This is a genomic window from Pseudomonas sp. Marseille-Q1929 (assembly GCF_017316265.1).
Classification (GTDB): Bacteria; Pseudomonadota; Gammaproteobacteria; order Pseudomonadales; family Pseudomonadaceae; genus Aquipseudomonas.
In genome coordinates, this window is sequence record NZ_JAFLWU010000017.1 from 119,166 (window position 1) to 145,320 (window position 26,155).

Genomic DNA, 26,155 nt, shown 5'->3' on the forward strand with positions numbered 1-26,155 from the left:
AACTCCCTGTGAATGGCGTTAAAGATTGCAGGCTATTTGTTAAAAAGTCTTAAAAGCATGAAGCTTGGTCGGGCGGTGCTGGCCAGTTGCTTAAGTTGCCCAGCTTGCCATCTATAATGCCTGCACTTCAATCTGCGTCGCACACTGAGAACTTATGGAAAACCTGGGTCTGGGCAAGGTATTGCTCGTTGAAGACGACGAGAAACTGGCAGGGCTGATCGCACACTTTCTGTCGCAGCATGGCTTTGACGTGCGGGTGGTGCACCGGGGCGATGAGGCCTTGGCGGCGTTCCTGGATTTCAAACCGAAGATTGTCGTGCTCGACCTGATGTTGCCGGGTCAGAGCGGCCTGCATGTGTGCCGTGGCATCCGCAACGTCTCTGACACACCCATCGTGATCCTCACCGCCAAGGAGGACGACCTGGACCACATCCTGGGCCTGGAGTCCGGCGCCGACGACTATGTGATCAAACCGATCAAGCCGCCGGTACTGCTCGCGCGGTTGCGCGCCTTGCAGCGGCGCCAGGTGCCTGAACCCACCGTGCGTGGCTCCCTGGCATTCGGGCGATTGGCGATCGATCGCACGTGCCGGGTGGTCAGCCTGGGCGAGGAGAAGATCGACCTCACCACCATGGAGTTCGAATTGCTCTGGTTGCTGGCCAGCCACTCGGGCACGATCCTGTCCCGCGATGACATCCTCAACCGCATGCGCGGCATCGCCTTTGACGGCCTCAATCGCAGCGTTGATGTGTACATCAGCAAGCTGCGCGGCAAGCTGAACGACAACCCCCGTGAGCCGGTGTGCATCAAGACCATCTGGGGCAAGGGTTACCTGTTCAATCCGTTCGCGTGGGAGGTCTAGATGCTGCGGCTGTTTCTGCGCCTGTATGTGATCCTCGCACTGGGTCTGGCGGGGGCCATCTGGCTGGTCAACTACACCTTTGACGAGTTGCTGCCCGAGGCCAACGAAACCTATAACCGCGAAGCCATGCGCGGTCCTGCGTATGGTCTGGTGGAGCAATTGCGCCCAGTGCCGGAGGCGGGCCGGGCAGCGCGCCTGGCTGAGTTGCAAAGCCACTACGGTCTGCACCTTAAATTGGTGGCGCGTGATGAGCTGAAGCTGAACTCCCGCGAACAGCAATTGCTGGCGGCCGGACAATTGGTGGTGCGTGGCGACTTTATGGAGTTCATCGCCAACATCGACGGCGGCTCCCAACTGCTGGAAATCAAACTGCCGGAAGAGCCCAAGTGGTTGTACCTGTGGGCCTATGGGTTCTTGGGCCTGTGCCTGGCCATCGTCCTGTATTTCTGGGTGCGCCCGCACTGGCGCGACCTGGAACATATCCGCCTGGCCGCACAGCGTTTTGGCGACAACGACCTTGGCTCGCGCATCCTGCTGCCGCGCCGCTCCACCGTGCGTGAGCTGGCCGGGCACTTCAACCAGATGGCCGAGCGCATCGAGAGCCTGATCGCCAACCAGCGCGAACTGACCAACGCGGTCTCCCATGAGTTGCGCACGCCGATTGCGCGTCTGTCGTTCGAGCTCGACCAACTCAAGCAGCAGGCCGACCCGGTGCTGCGTGGCGCGTTGATCACCGACATGTATGCCGACCTTGGCGAGCTGGAAGAAATGGTGTCCGAGCTGCTCACCTACGCCAGCCTGGAGCGCGGCGCGACCCAGGTCACCCGGGAAAGCATCGAGGCCCACAGCTGGCTCGACAGCGTGATCGGCAGCGTCGCGCTGGAGGCCGAGGCGGCGGGTGTGCAGTTGTCGTTGCGTACCTGCGAAGTCGACTTTATCCAGATCGAACCACGCTTTATGGCGCGGGCGGTGATCAACCTGCTGCGCAACGCCATCCGTTACGCCGAACGGCGTGTGGAAGTGTCGCTGGTCAAGTTCGGCCAGGGTTATGAAGTGCGGGTGTGTGATGACGGCCCCGGCGTGCCCGAGGAAGGGCGGGCGAAGATTTTCCAGCCGTTCATGCGCCTGGATGCCAGCCGCGACCGCCGCACCGGTGGTTTTGGCCTGGGCTTGGCGCTGGTGCAGCGGGTATCGCAGTGGCATGGCGGGCAAGTGGAGGTGTTGGACTCGGAGTGGGGCGGCGCGTCGTTTCGGATGACGTGGGCGTATGCCGAGTAACACCCTTTAATAATGTGAAGATCCACTGTGGGAGCGGGCTTGCCCGCGATAGCGATCTATCAGTAACAGGTGTACTGACTGATCTACCGCTATCGCGGGCAAGCCCGCTCCCACATTGTTTTTTCCAGCATGGCTCGCGTTAGAACGTGTATTCCAGCACGCCCATCACCGACGTCTGCAACCGCCGCTCCACAATCGGGCTCTTGCCCGCTTCATCCGCCAGGTACTGCACATCGAGCAAGGTGGAGAACTGGGTGTGCTCGCTGATCGGCAAACTCCACACCAGGTTCATGCCATTGCTGATATTGCCTGCACCGGCCTTGTAGGCCTTGAAGCGGCTTTGTGCGGCCTGGCCGGTGGTCACGCCGTACCAGGTCTGCAGGTATTCACGGTCGCCAAAGTGGCTGGTGAGGCAGGCGTCGACCGAGCCGTAGCGGCCGTCATAGAGGTTGGTGCCCAGGCTCAGTTCCAGGTGGGTGTAGGCCTTGCCGGTGTCCTTGTGGTCATCGTCCTTGAGCGCGTGTTCCAGGGTCGCACCGACGATGGCGCCGCCGAGGTTGTAGCTGGCGCTCACGCCCACCTGCGCGCGGGACTTGATTTCGCCCATGCCTTTGAGGCGCTTGGAGCCGGCGTGCATCGACTCGTTCTTATCCTTGCGTGAAGCGCTGGCGCCGATATAGGTGCTGAAGCTCAGGGCGTTGCCTTCGTAGCCCCAGCCCAGGCCTTTGTCGGTGTCGAGGAAAATCCCCCAGGGGCTGACGATTTTGCCGCCCAGCACCGGCGCGGTCATGCGTTCATCGCTGCCGCTGTAGCGGGGTGCGTTGGCGACGCCGGCCTTGAGGCTGTATTGCCACTCCTCGGCAATCGCAGGCTCGGTTGCAGCCAGCAGGCACAACGAGGAAAGGGACAGGCATAGGTTTCTAGAGCGCATCAGGGTGTTCGTCCGTGTTAAAGGGTCAGGGGTGGGTGAGGCGATTGCGTGCGTTTAAAGGCGTAGCCCGAGGCGCTGAGGCCATTGATCTGGCGGCTCACGGTGTCGCCCAAGCCATAGCCGTTACCGGCCAGTACGGCGTGGGCGTTGTCGACGGGCAGCAGGATGTAGTCGGTCAGGGGTTCGTCGTGCAGTTGGCCGCGAATCACCAGGAAGCCTTGCTCCAGGCGCACGCTGATGCCGGTCAGGGGGGCGTCAGGCTCGTGGGTGTTGAGCACCTGATAGGTGCCGATGGTGTCGGCCCAAGCCTGGGGCAAGGGCGGCGGATCGATACGCTCGCCAATGGCGATACGTTGGCCATGGCTGCGGGCGGTGAGAACTTGGCGGCCTTGCACGGTGACCATGTCCAATTGCACGCGGCCCAGCTCGCCGAGGTCCTTGAGCCACAAGCCGAGCACGCGTTTTTGTGCGCGCAACCAGCCTTGTTCGTCACGCATCAGCTCGAAGTCGAACCCGGCCAGTTCGCCGGACAAACGCTCCTTTTCATCGCGGATGCGCAATACGCCCCAAGCGGTGGCGTAGAAACCGGCCAGGCGCTTGCGGTCGATGGCGGCCGGTACGTGACGCAGCTTCAGCCCGTGGCTGGGGGCTTCGCAGCCGTCGCCACACAGCTGTTCTCCGGTTTGTGCCTGGAGCATCAGGCGCAGGGCATCGGTGGCCAGTCGGGCGACCAGGTCTTCGGCGTTGCTGTCGTTGGCCATGATGATCACCGCCAGTTGTTGGTCGGGCAGTAAGGTCAGTTGTGCGGCAAAATCATCACCGCCACCGCTGTGCTGGTAAGTGCGCACGCCGCGGCTGACCGGTTCATCGCCGCAAGGGGCGAGGAACCAGCCCAGGCCCATCTGGCAGTCGAAGTCGAGGGCGTTGCCGGTATTTTGTTGGCTGAACATGGCGTCGATGGAGCGGGCGCTCAGCAGTCGTTGGCCTTTGTACAACCCTTGGGCAAAAAGCATGTTCACGTAGTGACTGAGGTCCTTCGGGCTGGCCCATAACCCCCCGGCGGCCAGGTCGCGCACCTGGGCGTCGCTGCTGGCGCTGCCATCCTGATAGCCCATGGCGCGGTAGCCCGTTACCGCGCCGGTGCCGATAAAGCTCGATTGGTTCATCTCCAGGGGCTTGAGCAAGCTGTATTGCAATTGGGCTTCGAAACTTTTGCCGGTGCTGCGCTCAATGGCGGCGCCCACCAGCGCATAGCCGAGGTTGGAGTACGCGACTTGCGAGCCCGGCGGGCTGCTTAGCCACACGCCGGACATGCGCATTGGCATCAAGCCCATGGCGAACGTGCTGTGCAGGTCGCGCAGGTGCTCGCTGGGCAGGCCGGACTGGTGGCTCAGCAAGCGACGCAAGGTGATATCGCGGTCAGCCGCGTCCTGGTCTGGATGAAAGCGCGAGCGCACATGGAATTCGCTCAGGGTTTGCTGGATTGGCACATCCAGCCCCAGGCGCTGCTGCTCGACCAATTGCAGCGCCGCTGTGGCGGTGAGCAGTTTGGCGATGCCGCCCGCACGAAATGCGGTGTTGGGGGTGACCGGCACACCGTGGGCCTTGTCCGCCAGGCCAAAGCCGCGGGTCCAGATCAGCTCCTGGCCGTTGACCAGGGCAATCGACAACCCGGCGACATTCTGCCGGGCCATGTCCTGGGGGATGCGCGATTGCAGGTACCGAAGGATCGCGCCGTAGTCACCCTTTTGGATACGCGGCGCAGCCGGCGGCTGTCCCTGGCAACCGACGCTGCCGAGCAGGCAACCCAGCAGCGCGATACTGCGCAATGTGCGAAACATGAAGAGCACCCGAAGGATGGTTGGGAGGCTCGAATGCTAGGGGCGCAGCGGTTGCCAGTCTTTGAGGGCTTTGTCGGGAAACTGTCAAAGACTGTGAACGGGGCAGCGCCTGGGGTCAGTGCAAAACGCGCTGGAGGAACTGGCGCGTGCGTTCCTGCCGCGGCGCATTGATCACTTGTCGCGCATCACCGACTTCGCAAATCCGCCCGTTGTCGAAGAAGGCGATACGGTCTGCGGACTCGCGGGCGAAGGCGATGTCATGGGTGACCATGACCAGCGTCATGCCTGAACCCTTGAGTTTGCGGATGGTATCCAGCACTTCGCCGACCAGTTCGGGGTCGAGCGCGGACGTCACTTCGTCGAACAGCATGTAGTCGGGTTGCATGGCCAGGGCGCGGGCAATTGCCAGCCGCTGTTGCTGGCCCCCGGACAGGCTGGCGGGGCGCATGTCGGCGCGGTTGTCGAGGCCGACGAACGCCAGGTGCTCAAGCGCCAGTTGTAGCGCCTGGGCCTTGGGGATCTTCTTGACCAGGCGCGGTGCCAGGGCCACGTTTTCCAGTGCGGTGAGGTGGGGGAAGGCATTGTACTGTTGAAACACGATGCCGAGCCTTTGGCGCAGCTTGTTCAAGTCCGTGCCCTTGGCGTGCACATTCGTGCCATCCACCAGGATGCTGCCGCCTTGTATCGGCTCCAGGCCGTTGATGCACTGCAGCAAGGTCGACTTGCCGGAGCCACTGGCGCCAATCAGGCACAACACCTCGCCCTTGTTGATCGTCAGGTTGACGCCCTTGATGACTTCAACAGGGCCAAAGCTTTTGCGAACATCCTTGATATCAATCATGGTGCAGTACCTTTTCGAGATGGCGGCTGTAGCGCGAAATGGGGTAGCAGATGGCGAAGTAGAAAAGCCCCGCGCCGGCCAGAACCAGAAGCGCTTCGTTTGAGCGGTTGATCAGGATTTGCGAGGCCCGCAACAGCTCGATATAACCCACCACGCTCACCAGTGCGGTGTCCTTGGTCAGGCCGATCACGGTGCCAATCCAGCCAGGAAACAGCGTGCGAAAGGCCAGCGGGGCAGATAGGTGACGCAGCGTTTGCCAGTAGCCCAGCCCCAGTGAGCGGCCGGCTTTTATCAGCTGGGGGCGGATTGACTCCAGGCCCGAACGGACCAGTTCCGAGGTCAGCATGCCCATGTACAGGCTCAGGACAATGACGCCGATCAGCAGCGGGCTCAGCGCGTAGCCGGCCATGGCAAAAAAGCTGTTGGCGAGGATGAACTGGATGATCAGCGGGATGCTGCGAATGACGTTGACCAAGGGCCCTAGTGCCAGGCGGGCAACCACGGATTCCTGCCGAAGCCAGCCGACCAGCGTGCCGATGCAAGTGCCGAGAAAAGTCGCCAGGAGAGTGAGTAGGAGTGTGTGCCAGATGCCGCTGAGCAAAAAGCCGATATCGCTCCACTGCAGGCCTGAATACGCCAGTTGGAATTGCATGGTGGCTTACCCCTTGAACACGCGCCAGAAGGTGAATCGGGCGCCGCCTTCGATAAGCTTGGACATGACGTAGTACATCGCGGCGGCGACAAGGAAAAACTCGAATGTCCTGAACGATTCGGACTGAGCCGCCTGGGTGGCACCCGTCAGTTCGCGCAGGCCAATGATCATGCCCAGGGAGCTGTTGAGCAGGGCCCAGTTGAGCTGATTGACGTAGGGGAAATACACAACCCGGAACAGCTGCGGGAAGACCACGTGGGTGTAGGCGGCGAAGGAAGAGAGCCCCAGGGAACGTGCGGCCGTGTGTTGTTGTTTCGGAATAGCCTGCAGCCCACCCCGAAAAATCTCGGCCAGGTAGCCAGCGTTGTTGAACGACAACGCCAGCAGCATCGCCAGGTAGCTGGAAAAGTGCAGCCCCAACGCACCCAGGCCAAAATAAATCATGTAGACCTGGAACAGTGCCGGTGTATTTCGCGCCACCTCGACCCAGGTGGTGGCAAGCGTATAGCCGGGGCCCTTACCCTGGCGGCGCAGCAGGGTCAGGGCAAGGGCGACCAATGTGCCGATGATCATTGAAAGCACGGTCAGCGTGAGTGTGGTGCGGGCACCTTCGACCAGCTCGGGGAGCTTGTCCCACACCATTGACCAGTAAAAAGTATATCCAAACATAACGCAGGCTCCGGGCTGGAGCGGCCAAGGTGCGCCGCTCAAGGAAGGGGTTAGTAGTCCACGCCGGCAACCGCCAGCGAAGGCGCTTCGCCGTCACCGAAGTACTGCGCATACAGCTCTGTGTAACGTCCGTTTTTTACTTGGGTCCAGACGAACGTCTTTACCCAATTGAGCATTTGCGTGTCTGTTTTCTTGACGGCGATGCCGCACAGGTCGGGCGGTGTCGGGGCGATACCTTTGATGGCGAGCGTCGGGAACTGCCCGCTCTGGACCAGCGCGGCCGCCGATGCATTGCCGATGATCACGCCATCGATCTTGCCCTGGGCCAGGGCCAGGTAGCTTTCCGCCTCGCTGCCGAACCCGGTGTAGCTGCCGCTGTTGTCATTCCAGCCTTTGCGCAGCACCTGCAGTTGCTGCTCGGTGGTGGTGCCGGTGACACCGCCAATGGTGCGCCCCTTGAGGTCCTCGAAGCCGTCAATACCGGCGCCTTTACGGGTGAGGACGACGTTGGTGTAGTTCACGTAGGGCTGAGAAAAACTCACGCTCATGGCGCGCTGGGGCGAGATCGAGGCGGAGGCGATCAGCACGTCGATGCGGTTGGAAACCAGTGCCGGAATGCGTTCGGAGGAGGGTGTTTCGACAATCACCGCGTTTACCCCAAGGGCTTTTGCCATGTCCTTGCAGTACTGCACGTCGTAGCCATCCGGCTGGTTGCTGGCATTGCGAAAGCCGGCCGGTGGGTAGTCGAGCTGGACGCCACACCGAAGGGTTTTATTCGAGATGACCTGATCCAGGGTCGATTCGGCAGCGGCCGAAAGGGTTGGGGTTGTGGCTGTGAGGACGAGCAAGAAAGCGGCACTGATGGGGCGGGCAATGTTCATGGGGAATCCCTGTTGTGGTTGGTATTGTTTTTAGCGGGAGTGAACGAATTGTCTGATGTATCCAATCTACCGTCGTCGAAAAATCTACCAAATGTTTAACTGTGGATGAAGAGGGTGAGAAGCTGTTTTTTGTATTTTTTTCATCGTATAACGTCAAAAACTGGACGTTTTCCCGAATAATCAACACGTTAATCGCGCTCAAAAAGATGTTGCAGGCAGTGAAGTGTGTCCAAGGGTGGCAGAGCTGCATCAGCTTGTTGACAATTTATGTTTAGTGTATCCAATCTACATGTTATCGATTTTGCCCGTTAAGTCCTGAGTGTTGGTCTTTGAAACGGGTTTTTTCCATCTGGGGAAGGTGTGATACATGAAGCACGTACTCGTTATTGGCGCCGGCATCGTGGGGCTGTCAACGGCGCACCATCTGTTGAAGGAGGGCGCCCGCGTCACCTTGGTCGATCGCGACCCCGAAGGTGACAAGGCCTCGTTTGGCAATGCCGGCGGCATTGCCGTCACGGAGATGGTGCCGGCGTCGGTGCCAGGGTTGCTGTGGAAAGTGCCTCGATGGTTGCTGGACCCTTTGGGCCCCTTGGCTATACGGGCCGCTCATGCCCCCAGGTTGATCCCGTGGCTGTTGCGTTTCTCCAGGGCGGGTCGCCCTGCGGAAGTCAGTCGCATTGCGACGGCGTTGTCGGCCTTGAATTCGCGGGTTTATGCGGACCTGCTGCCACTCCTTGGCGAGAATGGCTTGCTCGACGAGTTGCAGCGACTGGGCGCCCTGACGGTTTACGAGAAACAGGCAGCGTTCGACAGCGATGCTCCCCAGTGGGCGCTTAAGCGCGCCCACGGTGTCGAGGCGCTTGTGTTAAGCGGCAACGAAGCGCGGGAAATCGAGCCCGCGCTCAGTTCCACCATCACCCGAGGGGTGTTTACTCCGCAGTGGTCGCATGTGCACGACCCTAAAAAACTTGTCGACAAGCTGCGCCAGTCACTGGTCGGCCGAGGGCTCTGTATCAAGGTTGGCCAGGCCTGCGATATCGGGCCTGGCCTTGAGGGTGGCCCCGTATCGGTAAGGCTCGGCGATGGCCAACAACTGCGGGCCGATACCGTCGTGGTGGCGGCCGGTGCATGGTCTGGGCAGTTGGCCCGGTGCGTTGGTGACAAGGTCTTGCTGGAAAGCGAGCGCGGTTACAACACCACCTTCGCAGCGCCAGGCGTTGTGCTGTCCAGGGAGGTCATCTTTGCTGAACGGCATTTTGTCGCCACACCGTTGAGTTGTGGCTTGAGGATCGGCGGCGCTGCTGAGTTTGGCGGGTTGAATGCCGTGGCGAATTTCAAGCGTTCCCATGCATTGGCCCAGTTGGCCGCCCATTATCTTCCGGCGCTGCGGACAGAGGGCGGTACGTGTTGGGCCGGACATCGCCCGGCAACCCCCGACAGCCTGCCAGTGATCGGGCCATCGCCGCGCAACCCGGCCGTCATCTATGCCTTTGGCCATGGCCATCTGGGGCTGACGCAGGGCGCAACCACCGGGCGTCTGGTCAGCGATATGGCCTTGGGCAAGCCGCCGCAAATCGATCTCGCACCCTATGCAATCAGCCGCTTCAACTAAACCGCCAAGAAGGAGATTCCCATGTCTCGACATACGTTCTTCTGCATTGATGCGCATACCTGTGGCAACCCGGTACGGGTAGTCACCGCTGGCGCGCCTTTGTTGCCTCATGTCTCAATGGCTGAAAAACGCCAGATATTCCAGCGCGAACATGATTGGGTTCGCCAAGCCTTGATGTTCGAGCCTCGGGGCCATGATGTGATGTCGGGCAGCATTCTTTATCCATCCTCCCGTGAGGATTGCGACATCGGCGTGCTGTTCATCGAGGTCAGTGGCTGCCTGCCCATGTGTGGTCACGGCACCATCGGTACGGTGACGGCTGCCTTGGAAGCCGGGCTGGTGGTGCCGCGCATCGAAGGCACGCTGGCTATCGAGGCGCCAGCAGGGCGCGTCGCAATCGACTATGTAAAAAACGGCGCCTATGTGGAGCAGGTTCGTCTCTACAACGTCGCCAGCTATCTCCATGCCGCCGATGTGGAACTGGATGTGCCGACCCTGGGCAAATTGACGATTGACCTGGCCTACGGTGGGAATTTCTACGTGATCATCGAGCCGCAAGCCAACTGGGCAGGCCTGGACGCGATGGCGGTCAGCGAGATTGTGCGCCTGAGCCCCTTGGTGCGCGCGGCAGCGCAGGCGCTGCTGGCACCGGTGCACCCGCTGGACGCGCATATCCAGGGGGTGAGCCATGTGATGTGGTGTGACAAGCCCAGGAACCCTCGGGCTGATGCGCGTAACGCGGTGTTTTATGGCGATAAGGCCATTGACCGCTCCCCGTGCGGTACGGGTTCCTCCGCGCGCATGGCGCAACTGGTGGCGAAAAACCGCTTGAAGGTCGGCGATGAGTTTGTCCACGAAAGCATCATCGGCACGATGTTCGATTGCCGGGTCGAGTCGGCGACTGAGGTCGGCGCCTTTGCCGCAATCCTGCCGAGCGTCGCCGGTTGGGCTCGGGTCACGGGGCATAACACGTTGTTTGTGGATGACCGTGACCCGTTGGCCCATGGGTTTCAACTGAGTTGAGTTGACAGGTGGGCAAGCCCCTTCGCCGACGGAGGGGCGCTTGCGAGGTTCAGGCCTGGGTTTCTTTCAGGCGCTTTTTCTTGAGTAACGTGACCAGGTCGGACCCCGCGCGTTGAATATGCTTGCGCAAGAACTGAACGGCTTTCTTGACATCGCGTTGCTCACACAGGTTGAGCAATTCACGGTGGTCGACTTCGGCTTCTTTTTTGCCCGCGGTGAGCAACAGTTGCAAGCGAATGTACCGGTCGGTTTGCACGTTGATGCCTTGAACAATGGCCAAGGTCTGCACGCGATCGGCTGCGGCATACAGGCTTTCATGGAACAACCAGTTGAGCTTGCCCCATTGCGCAATGTCATCGTTGACGTAAGCCGCTTCGAGTTGGGGCAGCAGCTGTTTGGTGGCGGCAAAATGGGCGTCTGTCATGTTCGGCAGCGAGCGTTCCAGCAGCTCGGATTCCAGCAGCGCACGCAAATCAAACAGCTCCTCGATCTGCTCCGGGGGAATGGTCTTTACCACCGAGCCTTTGTGAATCTGCGTGGTGATCAGGCCAGAGGCTTCCAGTTCCTTGAACGCTTCACGCACCGGCATGCGGCTGACACCGTACTCCGTGGCAATGGTCTCCTGGATCAGGGCCTCACCTTCCTTGAATTCACCGTTGAGAATCCGCTCGCGCAGGGATTCCGCCAGGGTTTCAGGCAGGCTTTGGCGTTTGATGCGCAGGTTGGGCGAGGGCTCTTTTTTAGACATTCTTCAACTACTGGCAGGTGAATGGATCCAGGATTTGTGATCCTTGTCGGCCGATCATACCTCAGGCGCAGGAGTGTAGGACGCTTCCAATAGATGAGAGCGAAACATTTCAGCATCAGGGCTCAACCGTGCCATTTACCTGCCTGCCAATTCCCAGTGGATTCCGATCCTGGAGTGCCAGGGGTAATAGCGCCTGGGGGAAATCCTGGTAGCACACGGGACGCAGAAACCGCTGAATCGCCAGGCTGCCCACCGAGGTGCTGCGCGAGTCAGATGCGGCAGGGAAGGGGCCGCCATGGACCATGGCATGGCAGACCTCCACGCCGGTGCCAAAACCGTTCAACAACACGCGGCCGGCTTTTTTCTCCAGACTGGGCAGCAGCGCAGCCAGTGCGGGATAGTCGCTGGGGTGGCTGTGAACCGCAATCGTCAATTGGCCGCCCAGTGCGTTGAGCACCTGGAGCAGTGTCGCTGCGTCAGGGCAGCGAACAATCAATGAAGAGGCGCCGAATACCTCTTCGCGTAGTGCTGGGTGCGCGAGGAATGCCTCGGCGCTCGTGGCAAACAGGGCGGGCTGGCCTTGAAACCGCTGACCCGCCGCGCCGCGCCCCAGCAGCTCGACAACGGGCTGGGCACGCAGTTTCTCGACCCCGTCGCAATAGTTTATGTAGATCTGGGGCGTCAGCATGGTGGCTGCGGGGCACGTGGCCAGGGCATCGATGGCGGCGCGCTCAAAGGCTGCGAGCTCTGGTCCTTCGATAGCCAGGATCAGCCCAGGATTCGTGCAAAACTGGCCGGCACCCAGGGTCAGCGAGGCGGTAAAGGCGGCAGCGATCTGTGCGCCACGCTCGGCCAACGCATGGGGCAGCAGGACAACGGGGTTGATCGCGCTCATTTCTGCGTAGACGGGAATCGGCTCCTGGCGTGCGGCTGCGATATTCATCAGGGCAACCCCTGCCCGTTGTGAGCCGGTGAAGCCAACTGCCTTGACGCGACGATCGGCAACCAGCGCTTGGCTAATCGTATGCTGCGAATCGAACAGCAGGGAAAACACCCCCTCTGGCAAATTGCATTCGCGCACTGATTGTTGAATTGCCAAGCCCACCAGCGCCGATGTGCCCGGATGCGCAGAATGGGCCTTCACGATCACCGGGCAACCGGCCGCGAGCGCCGAGGCGGTATCGCCTCCTGCTACCGAAAACGCCAAGGGAAAGTTGGACGCACCAAACACCGCCACAGGGCCGATGGCAATGTTGCGTAAACGAATATCTGCGCGGGCGTGCGGTGTACGGTCGGGGAGTGCCGGGTCAATGCGCACGTCCATGAAGCGTGTCTCGCGAACCACCGAAGCGAACAGCGCAAGCTGGCCGACGGTGCGGGCCCGCTCGCCTTCGATGCGCCCACGCGGCAGGCCGGTTTCGGCCATGCAGCGTTCGATCAGCGTGTCGCCCAACGCGAGGATGTGGCGGGCGATGGTTTCCAAAAAGACCGCGCGTTCTTCTGGCGAGGTTTCACGGTAGCTATCGAAGGCTGCATCGGCCAGGGCACAGGCGGACTCAAGATCTTCCAGGCTGGCGCCACCGAACAGCGGTGACAGCGGTTCGCCGGTTGCGGCATCGAGACCCTGCAGTTGCCCGTTTTTGCCGAAAACCCTCGACTGCCCGATGAGCAGATGACCTGTAATAGACATGGCAGTTCTCTTTTCAAGGAAGGGGCGGGCCCATGTGCTGGCAATGAGCCCGCGCGGGCTCAGCCGCGTGCGGCCAGGGTGTCGATGGCTTTTTGCACGGTCGTAATGACGTACTCCCGCTCCTGGCCTACCAGCGCCAGGCGGGGCGCGCGCGTCCACTCGGGAGCGCCATAGACCAGGTGTTCGGCCAGCTTGATGTACTGCACCAGTTTGACGTGCACATCCAGGTGAAAGGAGGGCGTGAGGATGTGATACAGCACGCGAGCTTCATCAAAGCGTTGCTCGGCACAGAGGTTGAACAGCTTCACGCATTCTGCCGGCCATACATTGGTCATGCCGGACACCCAGCCGGTGACGCCCAGCGCGCAGCTCTCGACGATCAGGTCATCGACCCCGCAAAAGATGCTGAAGCGATTGCCGAATGCGACGTACAGGTCGGTGACGCGGCGGATGTCACCGGTTTCTTCCTTGATGCAGACGATTTCAGGGGTATCCACCAAGTCTGCGAGGATCGCCGGTGTGCAGTCCACGCCATACGCGACGGGGTTGTTGTAGATCATGATCGGCAGGTCGGTTGCACTGGCAATGCCCTTGTACCACTCGACCGTTTCGCGGTGGTCGGTCTTGTAGCCGAGGCTGGGGAAGACCATCAGGCCTTGTGCGCCGAAGCTTTTGTACAGGGCTGCATGCTGCTTGGCGGTTTGCAGGGTGATTTCGGCCAGGCCCGACAGCACGGGGACGCGGCCGGCGGCCACCTCGACCGCTGCACGAATAACCGACTCGCGTTCTTGCATGTTCATCGACGCGTTTTCGCCCAGCATCGGCAGGACGATCACGCCAGAGACGCCCTGACTTATCAAGCGCTCGATGCTGGCCCGGGTGGCGGCGAGATCGACTTCGCCGTCGCGGGTCAGCTTGGTGGTGACTGCGGGGAACACACCTTTCCAGATTGCCATTTCACGTACCTTTTTTGTTGTGGATGGAACTGCTGAATACTGACAACTGTATCCAATCTACAATTTTGAAGGTTTGGCTGTCCAGCCTGGACTTGATCTTTTTTGATGCCCGTCGGTTTGGCCGTATGCCGTCGGGCATCGGCATTATTGTTACTGTTGCATCGCTTCCAGGATCGCGTGCGCCACCTTTACCCGCTCCTCATTCGGATAGTTCTTGTTCGCCAGAATCACCACCCCCAAGCCTTTGCTCGGCACATACGCCACGTAGGCGCCAAACCCGCTGGTAGAGCCGGTTTTGTTCACCAGCGTGTCAGCCCGAGGTGGTTGTGCGGGCGTCAACCACTTGACCGGATGTGGTTCCATGGCCATTTGCGTCGAGTTGCCGTTGACCAGAACATCGCGTGGGACAGGGTAGGGGTACATTTCCCAGCCCAGGCCTTGGGTCATGCCGTTGACGGTGTAGTAACCGGTGTGGGTGGTGGTGACCGCTTGTTGCAATGGCTTCTCCAGGCGGGTCGGGTCCAGGTTGGCTTGCACGTAGTGCAGCAGGTCCGAGGCGCTGGTCTTGATGCCGTAGGCTTCGCTGTCCATGGCGCCGGGGCCGACGCGCACGGGTTTGCCATCCTTGCCGTAGCCTTGGGCATACAGGTTCATCTGGCTTTTGGGCACGGTGATGAAGGTGTGCTTGAGGCCCAGTTTCGGCAGCAAGGTCTTTTCCATTGCCTGGTCAAACGGTTGCTTCAGGCTGTGTGCCGCCAGGTAGCCGAACAGGCCCAGGCTCGGGTTGGAATACAAACGCTGGGTGCCGGGGGTGAAGGCAGGTGTCCAGCGTTGGAAGTAACTGAGCATGTGCTGGGTGTTGTCGGCCTCGCGTGGGAATTGCAAGGGCAAGCCCCCGGCGCTGTAGGTGCCGAGATTGAGCACGCTGATGTGCTCGAACGCACTGCCGCGCAGCGCCGGCAGGTACTGGCTGGCCGGTGCCGAGAGGGTGAGTTCGCCCGTCGCGACGGCGTAGCCAGCGAGGGTGGCGGTAAAGGTTTTGCTCACTGAGCCGATCTCGAACAGGGTGTCTTCGCTGACGGGCTGTCGGGCGTCCTGATTGGCGACGCCGTAGTTAAAGTATTGCGTCTTGCCATTCTGCACGACCCCGACGACAAGGCCCGGAATGGCCTGTTGTTGCATCAGTGGTTTGACGCTGGCGTCTACCACGGCGCGCAGGTCGGTGGCAGCAAGGCATTGGCCTGCGCCGAGAAGCAGGGCAATGGCACTGAAATTAAGCATTCCAAACCGGGTATGTTGGGGCATGATGTCGCTTCCATGAGAGTGATCGAGTGAATGAGGCCTGCGCGGGCGACGCCAATGTAGGCAGTTCGCAGGCGTTGGACAAACGATCATATTTCGCAGCAGCCATTAGAAAAATTTGGGCCAAAGCATGCTTCGTTCCCATCTGCCCCTTAACGCCCTGCGTGCCTTCGAGGCCTCGGCCCGGCATTTGAGCTTTACCCGTGCCGCCATCGAATTGTGCGTCACCCAGGCGGCCGTCAGTCATCAAGTAAAAAGCCTGGAGGCGCAGCTCAATGTCACCTTGTTCAAGCGCCTGCCACGGGGCTTGATGCTCACCAGCGAAGGCGAAACCCTGCTGCCGGTGGTGCGTGAATCCTTTGATCGCATTGCCCAGACCCTCAGCCAGTTCGAAGGCGGGCATTACCGCGAAGTGCTCACCGTGGGCGCGGTGGGCACCTTCGCCGTGGGCTGGTTGCTGCCGCGCCTGCCCGACTTTCACGCGCGTTATCCGTTTATCGACCTGCGCCTGTCCACCCATAACAACCGGGTGGACGTGGCCGCCGAAGGCCTGGATTACGCCGTGCGTTTCGGTGCCGGCGCCTGGCACGGTACCGACGCTTGCCAACTGCTGGAAGCGCCACTGACCGTGCTGTGTGTGCCGCACCTCGCCGAGCAACTGCGCACACCGGCCGATCTGCTCAAGCACACCTTGCTGCGCTCCTACCGCGCCGATGAGTGGAGCCTGTGGTTCCAGGCTGCCGGCTTGCCCGCTGATACCTTGGTGCCGCGCAGCATTGTGTTCGACTCATCCCTGGCGATGATGGAGTCGGCCCTGCAAGGCATCGGCGTGGCCTTGGCGCCGGCGCTGATGTTTTCGCGCCAGTTGCAAAGTGATGCCATCCGCCAACCCTTCGACGTCGGCATCAGCACCGGCAGTTATTGGCTGACCCGCTTGCAGTCGCGGGTCGAAACGTCGGCGATGCTGGCGTTCAAGGGTTGGTTGAAGGCGGTCGCGGGGTCACATTGATAGGCCTATCCGCGAGGGGGGGCGCTGGGGATTAACTGTGGGCCCCGGTTTGTGTGGGAGCTGGCTTGCCTGCGATGGCGGTGTATCAGTCACCCCTTTATTGACTGACCCACTGCTATCGCAGGCAAGCCAGCTCCCACAACTAGATTGTCGTCAGGCGAGATATTTGCGGAAGCATCCCAGCGTGCGCTCCCACGCCAGATTCGCCGCCGCCTCGTCATACCGTGGCGTCGAGTCGTTGTGGAAACCATGGTTGGCGCCCTTGTAGATAAACGCCTCATAGGTGGTGCCCGCCGCTTTCAATGCGGCCTCATACGCCGGCCAGCCTTCATTGATCCGCGTATCCAGCTCGCCAAAATGCAGCATGATCGGCGCCTTGATGCGCGGTACGTCCTTGGCTTCGGGCTGGCGCCCATAGAACGACACCGCCGCACCCAGTTCCGGGTAGGCCACCGCTGCCGCATTGGTCACGCCGCCGCCGTAGCAGAAGCCGGTGATGCCGACTTTGCCGGTGCTGCTGTCGTGGTGCATCAGCCATTCGATGGCGGCGAAGAAGTCGTTCATGAGCTTGGTCGGGTCAACGGTCTGTTGCAGTGCCACGCCTTTTTCATCGTTGCCGGGGTAGCCGCCCACCGAGGTCAGGCCATCCGGTGCCAGGGCGATAAAACCGGCTTTGGCCAGGCGTCGGGCGACGTCTTCGATATACGGGTTGAGGCCACGGTTTTCATGGACGACCACCACGGCGGGCAACTTGCCTGTGGCCTTGGCCGGGCGCACCAGGTAGCCGCGTACGGTGCCGTTGCCCTTGGGCGAGGGATAGGTGATGTAGTCGGCGATGATGTCCGGGTCGGTGAATTTCACCTGTTCGGCCAGCGCGTAGTTGGGGCTCAGGGCCGCCAGCAGCGCCGAGGCGGTCAGGCCGCCAAAGGTGAACAGCGCGGCGCGGTCGAGAAATTCGCGGCGGTTGATCTTGCCGTGGGCGTAGCCGTCGTAGAGTTCCAGCAGTTCGGGCGCAAAGTCTTTCGCGGTGAGACGAGTCATCGGTGCAATCCTCGATTAGCGGTGGCGGTCAATGTAAACCACCTTCAACCCTCGCGGCCATGGGCGGTGGCGGCCAATTGGCCAGTGTCGACGCGCACGAACACCGAGTCGCCAATGGCTGTCAGCACGTCGCCTGCGTACACCTCGCAGACCACGCGGCTTTTGCGCCCCACGTCGCCCTCGACCCGTGCACGCAAGGTCAAGGTGACACCCATGGGCGTCGGCTTGATGAACTTGATGCCGAGGTTGCCGGTGACGCAATCGATGCGTGGCAAGCTGCCGGGTTCGCGCTGCTCGGCACGGTAGTGGTAGGCCATGGCGGTCCAGTTGGAATGGCAATCCACCAGCATGGCGATCAGGCCGCCGTAGACCAGGTCCGGCCAGCCGCTGTATTGGGCGTCGGGCAGGTGTTCGGCGATCAGGTGGATACCGTCGGCGTCCCAACGGCTCTTGATGTGCAGGCCATGGGGGTTGCTGGCGCCGCAGCCGTAGCAGATACCTTCGGGGGCGGTAATGTCCTGGAGAGAAGCAACCTGCATGAAATGTCCTTATTGTTCTGGGGGGCTACTCTGTTTAGCAGCACACGGGCAGGATGGGAACCCGTTGGCCTTACTTCTCGCGGAGCGATGCATGAACCTTCGACTTTTCCCAATCGTGTTGCTGGCGCTGGTCCTGGTTGGGTTTTCCAGTGCCCAGGCCGTGGAGTATCGGGACGTCAACCGCGCTGCCAGCCAGATCAGTTTCACCTTCCAGCAGTTCGGGCAGCGGGTCTACGGCACCTTCGGCGAGTTTGAAGGCACGCTGGCGTTTGATACGCAGCGCCCCGAGGCGGCCCATGCGCGGCTCACGATCCAGCTTGCCAGCATCGATGCCGGCAGCCCGGATGCCAATGATCAATTGCAGCGGCCGTCCTGGTTCGATACCGCGACGTACCCGCAGGGCATCTACCAGTCCAGTGGCGCCACGGCGCTGGGGGACAATCGCTTCAAGATCAACGGCAACCTGACCCTCAAAGGCATCACGCGCCCGGTGACGGTGGATGTGGTGCTCAAGGAGCAAGGCGGCATCGGCGTGTTCGACGGCGAGTTCATCCTCAAGCGCGCCGACTTCAAGATCGGCGAGGGTGAGTGGGCCGGTAACAGCGTGGTGTCCAATGACATCCACATCAAGTTCAAGATGGTCGCGCCGCAGCGCTAGCGCGCGAATTTCTTCGCGCCGGCCACGCAACCGATGACCGCGACGGTGACCAGCACCATGCCCAGGCTGACTTGCTCATGCAGCAAACCTGCCGCCAGTGCCAGGCCGAAGAACGGTTGCAGCAGTTGCAACTGGCCCACCGCCGCAATGCCGCCCTGGGCCAGGCCGCGATACCAGAACACAAAGCCGATCAACATGCTGAACAGCGCCACATAGCCCAGGCTCAGCCACGCGGGCAGGCTGATGCCGCTGAGACTCGCGGGCGCGAGGATCAGGCTCAGCGGCACCACCACCGGCAGCGACACCACCAGCGCCCAGCAGATCACCTGCCAGCCGCCAAGGCTTCGCGACAACTTGGCGCCCTCGGCATACCCCAGGCCGCAGACCAGCACCGCCAACACCATCAGCACATCACCTGCCGGCGCGGCGCTCAAGCCTTGGGCAAACGCATAGCCCATCACCAGCACGCTGCCCAGGATCGAAAACAACCAGAACACCGGGCGCGGGCGCTCGCCGCCGCGCAGCACGCCAAACAGCGCCGTGGCCAGCGGCAGCAAACCGATAAACACGATGGAATGGGCAGAGGTCACGTATTGCAGCGCCAGCGCGGTGAGCAAGGGAAAACCGATGACTACGCCCAGCGCGACGATCACCAGGGGCAGCCAGTGGTTACGCGTCGGGCGTTGTTCCTTGAACAGCGCTAACAGCAGCAGCCCGAGTACGCCGGCGATGGCGGCGCGGATCATCGTCAGGAACACCGGGTCGAACTCCATCACCGCCAAGCGCGTGGCTGGCAGTGAACCGCTGAAGATCACCACGCCGATAAAACCGTTGATCCAGCCCTGGGTGCTGCTGTCCAGGGTGTTGAGGGAAGACGTGCGTTCCATGGGCAGTGGCCTGAAAAAGAATGATTGCGTGCTGGCCATCGTAGAATTGAAGATTAAGACAATCAAAAAATTGTCATGGATACAGCCCTATGCCGCGCGCCCGCTACAAGTCGCTGGTCGATACCTTTGCCGCCGCCATCCGCAACGGCGACATGCCGCCCGGCACGCGCCTGCCGACCCATCGGCAATTGGCCGCCGAGCATGGTTTGGCCCTGGTCACCGCCAGCCGGGTGTACGCCGAGCTGGAGGCCATGGGCCTGGTCAGCGGTGAAACTGGGCGTGGCACCTTTGTGCGTGAGATCGCCTTGCCGCCGGGGCAGGGCAGCGGGCAGATGAGCGTCGCGACGGGCATGCTGGACCTGAATTTCAACTATCCGTCACTGCCGGGCCAGGCAGATTTGTTGCGCACGGCCCTGCGTCAGTTGGCCTTGTCCGGCGACCTGGAAGCGCTGTTGCGTTATCAGCCCCACGCCGGCCGCATCCATGAGCGCGCGGTGGTGGCCCATCACCTGTTGAGCCGAGGGCTGGCGGTCGAGGCCCAGCAGGTGCTGGTGGTCAGCGGCGCGCAGCACGGGTTGGCGGTGACGATGATGGCGCTGCTCAAGCCGGGGGATGTGATCGCCGTCGATGCGTTGACCTATTCAGGCTTCAAGGTACTGGCCGAGACCTTGCACCTGGAAATCGTCGCGATCCCGGTCACGCCCGCAGGCCCGGATCTCGACTACTTGCAGCAGCTGTGCCGCAAGCGCCCGGTGCGCGCGGTGTACAGCATGCCGACCCTGCATAACCCGCTGGGCTGGGTCATGAGCCTTGGGCAGCGCGAGCAATTGGTAGCCATTGCCCGTCAGCACAATCTGATGATTATCGAGGACGCCGCCTACGCGTTTCTCGCCGAAAGCCCGCCGCCGCCCCTGGCGACCTTGGCGCCGGAGCGCACGGTGTACGTGGGCGGGTTGTCGAAAAGTGTCGCGACGGGGCTGCGGGTCGGGTTTGTCGCGGCGCCTGCAGAGTGGGTGAAAGTATTGGAACGCACGATCATGGCCACCACCTGGAACGTGCCGGGGGTGATGTGCGCGATTGCCGTGGGCTGGATCGAAGACGGTACCGTCGCCCAGTTGGAAGCACAAAAGCGCGCGGATGCCCAGGCGCGCCAGGCGTTGGCGGGGCAGGTGCTGACGGGGCTGGATTACATCAGTCACCCGTCATCGTATTTCTTGTGGCTGCCGTTGGCGGAGGAGGTCCGCGCTGATCAGATCGCCATGACCTTGCAGCGCGAGCATATTTCCGTGTCCACGGCCGAGCCGTTTGCGGTGTCGGCCCAGGTGCCTCACGCGTTGCGCCTGGCATTGGGCTCAGTGGCCATGCCGGCGCTGCGTGAAGCGCTGATCAAGGTGCGCAAGGTGGTGGCGTGGTAAATCAGTACTTGTAGGCCTGGCGCCCGATCAGCAGCCATTTGCCATGCTGCTTTTGCCAGACCTGGAAGTTGTCGATGTCGGTGGGCACTTCGACGCCGCTGTTCACCGCCAGCGCGTGAAAGTGGTTGCGCACCAGGGCGGTGTCGCCGTTCAGGCTGATGGTCTGGTTCTGCATCTCCAGGGTCTTGAAGGCGCTGGTGTGGGTTTCCAGGTCGGCGATGAACTGCACCTTGTTCTGCACTTTGCCGCTGGAATGGCCGTAGGTGAGCGTGTCGGAGGTCAGCGCATGCAGTTGCTTGAGGTCCAGGTGCAGCATGGCCTGGGTCAGTTGATCGACCGCCTGGGCCACGTCCTTTTCCGCTGGGGCCGCGGCCACATAGCCGCTGAACAGGCACAGAAAACCGATCAACACTTTGACGTTGGGCATGGGTGTTTCCTTATTGTTGTGGGGTGAATACGACGGCTTAAGTCGTCGTACAACCATGCCGTATTTGTCAGGTCGAAAGAAAGTGAAATATGAAATATCTTGAAATTATTGACCGTATTTGCGATGGCTATTCATATACGACGTCCTAACACGTTAAATAATCCTGGCCGATTCTTCCTGGCAAAGTGGCACATCGCTATGCTGTCGCCCAAACAACAAGACGTCCGAGGAACAAAATGGATTTTGACTGGCACAGCGACACCATCACCCGCGCCACTCCTGTAACGCCAAGCTATAAAAACACCCAGAATGTACGCCGCTTCATGCTGGAACACTGCGGCCCTGGGTTCAAATTCGATCGACCTTTCATGGCCTGGATTCGCAACGGCATCGCCAAAAACCTCGGCGATGTCGTGGATGAATGGCAGCGCCGCCACCCCGATTGCCAGGCGCCGCGCGTGTGATTACCGAAGGCATGTGGGTGCTGGCCGACTACGCCAGCCACCTGACTCCCGGCCTGCTGTTGTTCGGCCTGTGGTTTGCGCTCACGCCCAAGACGCTGCCGGCGATGCGCATCCTGATCCTGCTCGCCGCGTTTGTGCTGATGCGCGACGTGATGACCCCGCTGGGCATGTGGGCACTGGGCAGTGAGGTGCAGATCGCCTTCAGCGCCAATGCGTTTGTGCTGGCGATGCTCGGCTGGCTCTCGGTGCTGTTGATCATGCTGTTGTCACGTATCGCCCCGGACCTGTGGCGGTTGATCCGCTGGACCCTCGGCCACCCTGGCATTGGCTTGGCCTGTGGGCTGCTGGTGGGGTGCTTGATCGGCGTGCCGCTGCGGATTTACCAAGGCATCGACACGTCGGCGATCCACGGCTATTGGGTGTGGTTGCCGGGCATGCTGGTGTTGGCGTTTGGTGCCAATGCGCTGGAAGAGGTGTTGTTTCGCGGGTTCTTGCAGGGTTATCTGGAACAACACGTCACGCTGTTGCGCGCGGCGATGATCAGTGGGGTGGCGTTTGCGGCGTGCCATGCGTTCCTGGCGTTGAGCGTGACGCAGGTGGGCTGGCCGGTGTTGCTGTTTACGTTGCTCGAAGGGTTGGCGTGTGCGTTGGTGCGCATGCGTTATGGCGTGTTGCCAGCAGCGGTGGCCCATGGCATGGCGATCTTGCTGATTGCCGTGCCCTACATCCCCTGAGGCAAAATACAGTCAAATAATGTGGGAATAATCAATGTGGGAGCTGGCTTGCCTGCGATAGCGGTCTGTCAGCGAAAGATCCATCTACTGACCCGCCGCCATCGCGGCGATGCGGCGACCCGACAAGCCCGGCTCCCACAGTGATCGAGGTGAGCCTGAGCCTGCATTGGATCGTGTTTAGGCTGCTGGCAGCGCCGGCGTGCGCGGTGGAACCTGGCGTTTGCTCCCCGTCGCTTCAAACCCCGCCGCAAAGCGCAGCAACGCCGAATCGTCATAGGCACGCCCGGCAAACGTCAGCCCGACCGGCATGCCAATGTCCGCCATCACGCCCATCGGCACGGTGACCGTCGGTACGCCCAGGTGGCGGATCGCCAGGTTGCCGTTGGCCACCCAGATGCCATTGCTCCAGGCAATATCCGCCGACGCTTCGTTCACATCCGCATCCGCCGGGCCCACATCGGCCACGGTGGGGAACAGCACGGCGTCGAGGCCGAGGTTGTCCATCCAGTCTTCCAAGTCCAGCCGCCGGGTTTGCTCCAGGCCGCGGAGGCCGTCGGGCACGGTGCTGATTTCATTCCACGGGGTGATACCGCGTTCGGCCATGCGCACGTATTCGTCCATGCCGGCGGCGAGGTCGTCTTCGCGGTTCGGCAAGGTGCCGGGGTCGTGGGGGAAGATTTTCGGCCCGTCCACATCGGCCAGGCGGTTGAGGCTCGGGTCGCCGTTGGCACGCAGGAAATCGTCGAAGGCCCACGCGGATAATTCCCACAGCTCATCGTGGAGGAATTCCTTGGACACCAGGCCACGGGTAAACACCGTCGGCGCGCCGGGGCGGTCGCCTTCGCAGTTGGACACCAGCGGGAAATCCACTTCGATGACTTCGGCACCGGCCGCTTCCAGGGCTTGGCGCGCGGCCTGCCACAGGTCGATCACCGTGGCGCGGGTGTTGATCTTTTGCCCGGTCGGGCCGCCGATGCCGGGTTTCTCGCTGGTGCCAGCGTCGGCATCGGCGTTGATGTACATGCGCGGCACGCCGAAGCGTTTGCCGGCCAGGGAGGCGGCATCCACCGCCAGTTCCGCGTAGGACGCCGGGCGTACCGAGGCGACGCTCGGGATCGGCACCCAGGGTTGCAGGCGCCACAGGTCGCCACGGGTGTCGGGGTCTTCGGCGACCACCACGTCGAGCACTTCCAGCAGGTCAGCCATGGTGCGTGCGTAGGGCACCACCACGTCCATGGTCGGCGTCAGCGGCCAGTTGCCGCGCACCGAAATCACCCCACGGGATGGGGTATACGCACACAGGCCATTGTTGGACGCCGGGCCGCGCCCGCTGGACCAGGTTTCTTCCGCCAGGCCGAACGCCGCAAAGCTCGCAGCCGTGGCGGTGCCGGCGCCGTTGGACGAGCCAGAAGCAAATGGTGCGGTCAGGTAGTTGGCGTTGTAGGGGCTTTCGGCGCGGCCATACACGCCGCGTTGCATGCCGCCGTTGGCCATCGGCGGCATATTGGTCTTGCCCAGGCAGATCGCCCCACCGGCACGCAGGCGCTCGATGGTGAAGGCATCACGGTGCGCAACGAGTTTGGCAAAGGCCGGGCTACCGGAGGCGGCCGTCAGGCCCTTGACCAGGTAGCTGTCTTTGGCGGTGTACGGAATGCCATCCAATGGCCCCAAGGTTGCGCCCTTGGCCCTGCGCGCATCGGACGCCTGGGCTTCTTCAAGGGCTTGCGGGTTGCGCACGACCACGGCGTTCAACGCGGTCGCGGTCTGCGGGCCGTCATAGGCTTCGATCCGTGCCAGGTACGCCTGGACCAGTTCAACGGCCGTGGTCTGGCCGGATTCCAGCGCAGCGCGCAATTGGGCAATGGAGACTTCGGTTACTTGCATCACGTTTTTTTCGCCGCCTTCAAGTGGGGGTATGGCGGCAGTCTACGTACAGATATTTCACAAAACCAGCGCCGAATAATCCGCATAGGCGGTGCGCATTACCTGCCAGGTGTGCGCGTCAGCCGGAATCAGATGCTCGATACGCAAGGAGGTGAGGGTGATGTCCTGGGGCATGCCAAAGGTGGTGAAGGTGGACAGGAAGTTCAGTTCGCCCTGGCTTGAGCGGATGCGGGTCAGCACCAGGGGCGGCATTTCCCGGGGCAGCTCGCTGCCCGTTGGCGTCGGCAACTCTGCAAGTAAAGCTGCCAGCCCGGGATTGCCCAATGCCTCGCGAGTAGCGCGTTGCCAAGCCAGGGTGCGGATCTCGTCGGCATTGATCAGGTAGTCGCCGAGGCCACCGGGTTGCAGCAGGGTACCCAGCAGGTTCAAGCCTGCGGTCGCATCAGGCGGGATGCCCACCAAGCCAAACAACACGGCGGTACTCGCGTTGGCGGCCAGCACCTCCCACTGACTGCCCAGCAGGATCGCCGGCGCGGGATTGTTGGCGTGCAACACATGGCTGACCGCTTCGCGAATCGCCGTCATCGCCGGCGCCTCAAGCGGCGTGGCGCCGTAGCGCGGGGCGAAACCGGCGGCGAGGAACACGCGGTTGCACTGCTCCAGCGGCGTTTCCAATGCTGTCAGCAGATTGTGCAACGTGCCCGGGCTGGGTTTGGCGCGGCCGGTTTCGAGGCAACTGAGATGGCGCTGGGACACCCCGGTGATCAAGGCCAGGTCGAGTTGGCTGAGCTTGGCCTGGCGGCGCAATTGGCGCAGCTGTTCGCCGGCGCTAGGTGGGTTATCCATGGGCTGTTCATGACCTCCGAGGTCATTGCGAGGGGCGCAACCTTATCACTAACGTGGGCCTCGATCATTCCAAGGACGAGACCATGAAAAGACCTTACATAGCCCTGGCCGCTTTGCTGGGGTTTACCCTGTATACCCTGTTCACGATGCTCACGGCCGAGCAGTCGCTGCTGGCGTTTGGGCGGGAATTGATGGCGCGGCCGGACACGGCGCAGGTAGTGATCGACCTGTATTTGATGGCGGTCTTGGCCTGTGTGTGGATGTACCGGGATGCGCGTGGGCGAGGGCAGTCGCTGCGTTCGGTGCTGCCGTATTTTTTGCTGACGGCGGTATTTGTGTCGGTGGGGCCGCTGCTTTATATCGTGGTGAAGGGGTTCAGGGATGAATGATCTTTTACCGGTATATGTGGCATGCGTGTTGGTGCTGTGTCTGAAGATGTTCGCCGTTTCCTGTTATCAGGGATATTTCCGTCTACGGGGGCGGGCGTTTACCAATCGTGAGGATGCGGCTTTTTTCAAGCGCAGCGCGCAGCCGATGGAGTTGCCGCAAGTGGCCCGCGCGGCCAGGGCGTGGGCCAATGACCTGGAAAACATCCCGCTGTTTTTTGTGTTGGGTGGGTTGTGTGTTGCGCAGCAGAGTGACAGCGCCGTGACGCTGTGGCTGTTCGGAGTGTTCACCCTGGCGCGGATGATGCACACCTTGGCGTATCTGATGGAATGGCAACCTTGGCGCACGCTGGCCTACGGCGTTGGTGTGGCATGCCTGTTCGGCCTCGGAGCCCGGATTATGGAGAACTCCACCGATCAACTGTGGGAGTTGTCGAGCTTTAGCGAGGCTACGATGGCGGCGGGACTGCTGGTAAAGATGTTGCCTGTGCCGCCGCCATCGCAGGCAAGCCAGCTCCCACAGTTGAGCGGGTTCACAAGTCAAAATGTGGGAGTTGTCGAGCTTTAGCGAGGCTACGA

Annotated in this window: 26 protein-coding genes and 1 pseudogene; 11 read left to right on the forward strand and 16 right to left on the reverse strand. The window is 61.6% G+C overall.

The window, feature by feature from the left end; translation table 11 throughout:
- Window positions 1-154 precede the first annotated feature (154 nt).
- Together J1G37_RS18705 and J1G37_RS18710 are read left to right on the forward strand one after the other, a co-directional pair.
- The gene (locus tag J1G37_RS18705) at window positions 155-862 is read left to right on the forward strand and encodes a winged helix-turn-helix domain-containing protein (RefSeq protein ID WP_017736106.1); all 708 of its coding nucleotides are present in this window, start codon (window positions 155-157) and stop codon (window positions 860-862) included.
- Window positions 863-2,140, forward strand: coding sequence for an ATP-binding protein (locus tag J1G37_RS18710; protein ID WP_207044297.1), 1,278 nt, complete (start codon window positions 863-865; stop codon window positions 2,138-2,140).
- A gap of 139 nt (window positions 2,141-2,279) precedes the next feature.
- Here the strand turns inward: J1G37_RS18710 and J1G37_RS18715 are convergent, their stop codons facing one another.
- From J1G37_RS18715 to J1G37_RS18740, 6 genes are all read right to left on the reverse strand, one after another.
- Complete coding sequence (locus tag J1G37_RS18715) at window positions 2,280-3,071, reverse strand: MipA/OmpV family protein (protein WP_207044299.1); 792 nt, start codon at window positions 3,069-3,071, stop codon at window positions 2,280-2,282.
- 17 nt (window positions 3,072-3,088) lie between these two features.
- The gene (locus J1G37_RS18720; RefSeq protein WP_207044301.1) at window positions 3,089-4,912 is read right to left on the reverse strand and encodes a serine hydrolase domain-containing protein; all 1,824 of its coding nucleotides are present in this window, start codon (window positions 4,910-4,912) and stop codon (window positions 3,089-3,091) included.
- Window positions 4,913-5,027: 115 nt separating this feature from the next.
- Window positions 5,028-5,753: an amino acid ABC transporter ATP-binding protein gene (locus J1G37_RS18725; protein WP_207044303.1), complete on the reverse strand. Its 726-nt coding sequence runs from the start codon at window positions 5,751-5,753 to the stop codon at window positions 5,028-5,030.
- Window positions 5,746-6,405, reverse strand: coding sequence for an amino acid ABC transporter permease (locus J1G37_RS18730; RefSeq protein WP_207044305.1), 660 nt, complete (start codon window positions 6,403-6,405; stop codon window positions 5,746-5,748). The genes J1G37_RS18725 and J1G37_RS18730 overlap by 8 nt, the downstream gene beginning before the upstream one ends.
- A gap of 6 nt (window positions 6,406-6,411) precedes the next feature.
- Complete coding sequence (locus J1G37_RS18735) at window positions 6,412-7,074, reverse strand: amino acid ABC transporter permease (protein WP_207044307.1); 663 nt, start codon at window positions 7,072-7,074, stop codon at window positions 6,412-6,414.
- Window positions 7,075-7,124: 50 nt separating this feature from the next.
- Complete coding sequence (locus tag J1G37_RS18740) at window positions 7,125-7,955, reverse strand: transporter substrate-binding domain-containing protein (protein ID WP_207044309.1); 831 nt, start codon at window positions 7,953-7,955, stop codon at window positions 7,125-7,127.
- Window positions 7,956-8,322: 367 nt separating this feature from the next.
- On the opposite strand from J1G37_RS18740, the gene J1G37_RS18745 reads away from it, so the two are divergent.
- Window positions 8,323-9,567 (forward strand): FAD-binding oxidoreductase, encoded by a 1,245-nt coding sequence (locus J1G37_RS18745; protein ID WP_207044310.1) that lies wholly within the window; start codon window positions 8,323-8,325, stop codon window positions 9,565-9,567.
- Between the two features lie 21 nt (window positions 9,568-9,588).
- Window positions 9,589-10,590 carry a 4-hydroxyproline epimerase gene (locus J1G37_RS18750; protein WP_207044312.1) on the forward strand — a complete coding sequence of 334 codons (1,002 nt, stop codon included), beginning with the start codon at window positions 9,589-9,591 and terminating at the stop codon, window positions 10,588-10,590.
- Window positions 10,591-10,639: 49 nt separating this feature from the next.
- On the opposite strand, the gene J1G37_RS18755 is transcribed toward J1G37_RS18750, so the two are convergent.
- The 4 genes from J1G37_RS18755 to ampC form a co-directional block, all read right to left on the reverse strand.
- Entirely contained in the window at window positions 10,640-11,338 is a 699-nt protein-coding gene (locus J1G37_RS18755; RefSeq protein WP_207044313.1) for a GntR family transcriptional regulator, read from the reverse strand.
- A 115-nt stretch (window positions 11,339-11,453) separates the two neighbouring features.
- The gene (locus J1G37_RS18760; protein WP_207044315.1) at window positions 11,454-13,028 is read right to left on the reverse strand and encodes an aldehyde dehydrogenase (NADP(+)); all 1,575 of its coding nucleotides are present in this window, start codon (window positions 13,026-13,028) and stop codon (window positions 11,454-11,456) included.
- A gap of 59 nt (window positions 13,029-13,087) precedes the next feature.
- Entirely contained in the window at window positions 13,088-13,984 is an 897-nt protein-coding gene (locus J1G37_RS18765) for a dihydrodipicolinate synthase family protein (protein WP_207044317.1), read from the reverse strand.
- Between the two features lie 150 nt (window positions 13,985-14,134).
- Window positions 14,135-15,289: a class C beta-lactamase gene (ampC, locus tag J1G37_RS18770; protein ID WP_207044320.1), complete on the reverse strand. Its 1,155-nt coding sequence runs from the start codon at window positions 15,287-15,289 to the stop codon at window positions 14,135-14,137.
- Window positions 15,290-15,416: 127 nt separating this feature from the next.
- Here ampC and J1G37_RS18775 point away from each other — a divergent pair, with 127 nt between their 5' ends.
- Window positions 15,417-16,295: a LysR family transcriptional regulator gene (locus J1G37_RS18775; protein ID WP_207044321.1), complete on the forward strand. Its 879-nt coding sequence runs from the start codon at window positions 15,417-15,419 to the stop codon at window positions 16,293-16,295.
- A 153-nt stretch (window positions 16,296-16,448) separates the two neighbouring features.
- Here the strand turns inward: J1G37_RS18775 and yghX are convergent, their stop codons facing one another.
- Both yghX and J1G37_RS18785 read right to left on the reverse strand, forming a co-directional pair.
- Window positions 16,449-17,336: a YghX family hydrolase gene (yghX, locus tag J1G37_RS18780; RefSeq protein ID WP_207044325.1), complete on the reverse strand. Its 888-nt coding sequence runs from the start codon at window positions 17,334-17,336 to the stop codon at window positions 16,449-16,451.
- A gap of 44 nt (window positions 17,337-17,380) precedes the next feature.
- Window positions 17,381-17,875: a hotdog domain-containing protein gene (locus J1G37_RS18785; protein ID WP_207044327.1), complete on the reverse strand. Its 495-nt coding sequence runs from the start codon at window positions 17,873-17,875 to the stop codon at window positions 17,381-17,383.
- A gap of 91 nt (window positions 17,876-17,966) precedes the next feature.
- On the opposite strand from J1G37_RS18785, the gene J1G37_RS18790 reads away from it, so the two are divergent.
- The gene (locus J1G37_RS18790) at window positions 17,967-18,533 is read left to right on the forward strand and encodes a YceI family protein (protein WP_207044329.1); all 567 of its coding nucleotides are present in this window, start codon (window positions 17,967-17,969) and stop codon (window positions 18,531-18,533) included.
- On the opposite strand, the gene J1G37_RS18795 is transcribed toward J1G37_RS18790, so the two are convergent.
- Window positions 18,530-19,420, reverse strand: a complete 891-nt coding sequence (locus tag J1G37_RS18795; RefSeq protein WP_207044330.1) for a DMT family transporter — start codon at window positions 19,418-19,420, stop codon at window positions 18,530-18,532. The genes J1G37_RS18790 and J1G37_RS18795 overlap by 4 nt on opposite strands.
- An 89-nt stretch (window positions 19,421-19,509) precedes the next feature.
- On the opposite strand from J1G37_RS18795, the gene J1G37_RS18800 reads away from it, so the two are divergent.
- Window positions 19,510-20,835: a PLP-dependent aminotransferase family protein gene (locus tag J1G37_RS18800; protein ID WP_207044332.1), complete on the forward strand. Its 1,326-nt coding sequence runs from the start codon at window positions 19,510-19,512 to the stop codon at window positions 20,833-20,835.
- Window position 20,836: 1 nt separating this feature from the next.
- On the opposite strand, the gene J1G37_RS18805 is transcribed toward J1G37_RS18800, so the two are convergent.
- Window positions 20,837-21,262: a nuclear transport factor 2 family protein gene (locus tag J1G37_RS18805; protein WP_207044334.1), complete on the reverse strand. Its 426-nt coding sequence runs from the start codon at window positions 21,260-21,262 to the stop codon at window positions 20,837-20,839.
- Between the two features lie 236 nt (window positions 21,263-21,498).
- On the opposite strand from J1G37_RS18805, the gene J1G37_RS18810 reads away from it, so the two are divergent.
- Entirely contained in the window at window positions 21,499-21,726 is a 228-nt protein-coding gene (locus J1G37_RS18810; protein ID WP_207044336.1) for a DUF6434 domain-containing protein, read from the forward strand.
- Window positions 21,723-22,460, forward strand: a complete 738-nt coding sequence (locus tag J1G37_RS18815; protein WP_207044339.1) for a CPBP family intramembrane glutamic endopeptidase — start codon at window positions 21,723-21,725, stop codon at window positions 22,458-22,460. The genes J1G37_RS18810 and J1G37_RS18815 overlap by 4 nt, the downstream gene beginning before the upstream one ends.
- Before the next feature lie 177 nt (window positions 22,461-22,637).
- Here the strand turns inward: J1G37_RS18815 and J1G37_RS18820 are convergent, their stop codons facing one another.
- Window positions 22,638-24,347: an amidase gene (locus J1G37_RS18820; RefSeq protein ID WP_207044342.1), complete on the reverse strand. Its 1,710-nt coding sequence runs from the start codon at window positions 24,345-24,347 to the stop codon at window positions 22,638-22,640.
- Window positions 24,348-24,401: 54 nt separating this feature from the next.
- A complete protein-coding gene (locus J1G37_RS18825) occupies window positions 24,402-25,190 on the reverse strand; it encodes a helix-turn-helix domain-containing protein (RefSeq protein WP_207044344.1) in 789 nt (262 codons plus the stop codon).
- A gap of 83 nt (window positions 25,191-25,273) precedes the next feature.
- Between J1G37_RS18825 and J1G37_RS18830 the strand changes: the two genes are divergently transcribed.
- Both J1G37_RS18830 and J1G37_RS18835 read left to right on the forward strand, forming a co-directional pair.
- Complete coding sequence (locus tag J1G37_RS18830; protein ID WP_207044347.1) at window positions 25,274-25,579, forward strand: DUF2834 domain-containing protein; 306 nt, start codon at window positions 25,274-25,276, stop codon at window positions 25,577-25,579.
- Window positions 25,572-25,964: pseudogene (locus tag J1G37_RS18835) on the forward strand (MAPEG family protein); the annotation flags it as partial. The gene J1G37_RS18830 and the pseudogene J1G37_RS18835, both read left to right, overlap by 8 nt.
- Between the last annotated feature and the right edge of the window lie 191 nt (window positions 25,965-26,155).

What these genes read in the sequence shown, in the direction of transcription:
- J1G37_RS18765 (WP_207044317.1), bottom strand. Translation starts at nt 13,984, where the DNA reads ATGGCAATCTGGAAAGGTGTGTTCCCCGCAGTCACCACCAAGCTGACC.
- J1G37_RS18750 (WP_207044312.1), top strand. Translation starts at nt 9,589, where the DNA reads ATGTCTCGACATACGTTCTTCTGCATTGATGCGCATACCTGTGGCAAC.
- J1G37_RS18830 (WP_207044347.1), top strand. Translation starts at nt 25,274, where the DNA reads ATGAAAAGACCTTACATAGCCCTGGCCGCTTTGCTGGGGTTTACCCTG.
- J1G37_RS18795 (WP_207044330.1), bottom strand. Translation starts at nt 19,420, where the DNA reads ATGGAACGCACGTCTTCCCTCAACACCCTGGACAGCAGCACCCAGGGC.
- J1G37_RS18735 (WP_207044307.1), bottom strand. Translation starts at nt 7,074, where the DNA reads ATGTTTGGATATACTTTTTACTGGTCAATGGTGTGGGACAAGCTCCCC.
- J1G37_RS18790 (WP_207044329.1), top strand. Translation starts at nt 17,967, where the DNA reads ATGAACCTTCGACTTTTCCCAATCGTGTTGCTGGCGCTGGTCCTGGTT.
- J1G37_RS18775 (WP_207044321.1), top strand. Translation starts at nt 15,417, where the DNA reads ATGCTTCGTTCCCATCTGCCCCTTAACGCCCTGCGTGCCTTCGAGGCC.
- J1G37_RS18760 (WP_207044315.1), bottom strand. Translation starts at nt 13,028, where the DNA reads ATGTCTATTACAGGTCATCTGCTCATCGGGCAGTCGAGGGTTTTCGGC.
- J1G37_RS18715 (WP_207044299.1), bottom strand. Translation starts at nt 3,071, where the DNA reads ATGCGCTCTAGAAACCTATGCCTGTCCCTTTCCTCGTTGTGCCTGCTG.
- J1G37_RS18825 (WP_207044344.1), bottom strand. Translation starts at nt 25,190, where the DNA reads ATGGATAACCCACCTAGCGCCGGCGAACAGCTGCGCCAATTGCGCCGC.
- J1G37_RS18740 (WP_207044309.1), bottom strand. Translation starts at nt 7,955, where the DNA reads ATGAACATTGCCCGCCCCATCAGTGCCGCTTTCTTGCTCGTCCTCACA.
- J1G37_RS18730 (WP_207044305.1), bottom strand. Translation starts at nt 6,405, where the DNA reads ATGCAATTCCAACTGGCGTATTCAGGCCTGCAGTGGAGCGATATCGGC.
- J1G37_RS18785 (WP_207044327.1), bottom strand. Translation starts at nt 17,875, where the DNA reads ATGCAGGTTGCTTCTCTCCAGGACATTACCGCCCCCGAAGGTATCTGC.
- J1G37_RS18705 (WP_017736106.1), top strand. Translation starts at nt 155, where the DNA reads ATGGAAAACCTGGGTCTGGGCAAGGTATTGCTCGTTGAAGACGACGAG.
- J1G37_RS18745 (WP_207044310.1), top strand. Translation starts at nt 8,323, where the DNA reads ATGAAGCACGTACTCGTTATTGGCGCCGGCATCGTGGGGCTGTCAACG.
- J1G37_RS18805 (WP_207044334.1), bottom strand. Translation starts at nt 21,262, where the DNA reads ATGCCCAACGTCAAAGTGTTGATCGGTTTTCTGTGCCTGTTCAGCGGC.
- J1G37_RS18710 (WP_207044297.1), top strand. Translation starts at nt 863, where the DNA reads ATGCTGCGGCTGTTTCTGCGCCTGTATGTGATCCTCGCACTGGGTCTG.
- J1G37_RS18800 (WP_207044332.1), top strand. Translation starts at nt 19,510, where the DNA reads ATGCCGCGCGCCCGCTACAAGTCGCTGGTCGATACCTTTGCCGCCGCC.
- ampC (WP_207044320.1), bottom strand. Translation starts at nt 15,289, where the DNA reads ATGCCCCAACATACCCGGTTTGGAATGCTTAATTTCAGTGCCATTGCC.
- J1G37_RS18755 (WP_207044313.1), bottom strand. Translation starts at nt 11,338, where the DNA reads ATGTCTAAAAAAGAGCCCTCGCCCAACCTGCGCATCAAACGCCAAAGC.
- J1G37_RS18720 (WP_207044301.1), bottom strand. Translation starts at nt 4,912, where the DNA reads ATGTTTCGCACATTGCGCAGTATCGCGCTGCTGGGTTGCCTGCTCGGC.
- J1G37_RS18725 (WP_207044303.1), bottom strand. Translation starts at nt 5,753, where the DNA reads ATGATTGATATCAAGGATGTTCGCAAAAGCTTTGGCCCTGTTGAAGTC.
- J1G37_RS18810 (WP_207044336.1), top strand. Translation starts at nt 21,499, where the DNA reads ATGGATTTTGACTGGCACAGCGACACCATCACCCGCGCCACTCCTGTA.
- yghX (WP_207044325.1), bottom strand. Translation starts at nt 17,336, where the DNA reads ATGACTCGTCTCACCGCGAAAGACTTTGCGCCCGAACTGCTGGAACTC.